Genomic DNA, 1,607 nt, shown 5'->3' on the forward strand with positions numbered 1-1,607 from the left:
GCTATATACCTACACTAGCTTTCTTCGTATAATGGAGAAGTATGAATTTTAGATTTGTATTAATTTTACATATTGAGGTGAAAAAGGAATGAATTCGCGGCTAATGGAACTTATTGATGTGAGTACAATAGAAACCATGGCAGAACAATTTTATAAATTAACTAATATATCACATCAACTTCTTGATGCTGAAAAAGAATGTGTTTTTTCATTCGGAATGAATGAGATAAAAAAGAGTAAACTTCCAAAGATTGAAATCCCCATTTTCTTATACAATCAACATTTAGGATCTTTTGTTGTATGGTCCAAAAAAAGTGAAATTTTCAGTTGTCAAAAATACTTTGAAATGCTCTCAAGTTTAATTTTAGATGGCGCAATAAAAGTATTTCAAAGTAAAAGTACAACGTTGCTTTCTCGGAAAGAGGAGGAACTACATACGATTTTACAAAACATGCCTGTTATGGTCGATGCGCTTGATTATAATGGAGATTTTGTTTTGTGGAATCGAGAATGTGAAATTGTAACAGGTTATACCGCTGAAGAAATAATTGGAAATCCCAATGCACTGCAATTATTGTATCCTGATTATAATTATCGCCATCAAATACAAAAGAAATTTTTAACTTGTGGAAAAAATTTCAGAGATTGGGAAATGCACTTAACATGTAAAAATGGTGAAATCAAAACAATAATGTGGTCGAATATATCAGAACAGTTTCCTGTAACAGGATATAGTTATTGGGCTGTTGGTGTAGATATTACACATTTAAAAGCGATAGAAGAGCAGTTAAAACAACAAACATCTGAACTGGAATTAATTTTTAAAGCTTTACCAGATTTATGTTTCTTAACAGAAGATGATGGCACAATTATAGATTACAAGGCAGGATCTCCTACAAAGTTTTACGTACCCGCAGAAGCTTTTATGGGAAAAAAGTTTTACGAAGTATTACCATCTTCAGTAGCACAGCAGTTTCAGGAAGCCATTAATCAAGTGAAGGAAAAAGGAACGAATGTAATTGTAGAATATCCACTCACACTTAATGGAAGTATTGATTTCTTTGAGGCTAGGTGCTTACCATTATTACATGATAAAATTATGATTATTGTACGCGATATTACAGAGAGAAAAAAGACAGAAGAATTGCTAAATAAATCAGATACGCTTGCAGCAATTGGTCAATTAGCAGCTGGCGTGGCTCATGAAGTAAGAAATCCTTTAACTGTAATTAAAGGTTTTATACAGTTATTTCAAATTAATAAAGAAGATCAAGAAAAATATTTTGATCTTATGCTCTCTGAAATTGAAAGGATAGAAGCGATCCTGCAAGAATTTCTGGCAATTGCTAAAACAGATGAGATAAATACAGAAAAGAAAAATATTTATCAAATTTTTAAAAATGTCGTATCGTTAATGAATACAAAAGCAATTATGACAAATATTCAAGTTGAACTATTTACGGATGACAAAGATATAATTATTGAATGCTCAGAAAATCAATTGAAACAAGTATTTATTAATATTTTGCAAAATTCAATCGAAGCTATGCCAAATGGTGGGGAAATTTCAATTCACATAAAAGAAATAAATGATGATGGTGTCATCA

General features: G+C 30.9%; 1 protein-coding gene. It reads left to right on the forward strand.

Annotated elements, in window-relative coordinates; translation table 11 throughout:
• Nucleotides 1–88 precede the first annotated feature (88 nt).
• Nucleotides 89–1,607, forward strand: a 1,519-nt coding sequence (locus ABWK52_RS27020) for a PAS domain-containing protein (RefSeq protein WP_353772267.1), incomplete at its 3' end; no start/stop codon positions are given.

Origin of the sequence: Bacillus sp. AP50, assembly GCF_040492675.1 — a bacterium.
GTDB lineage: Bacteria > Bacillota > Bacilli > Bacillales > Bacillaceae_G > Bacillus_A > Bacillus_A cereus.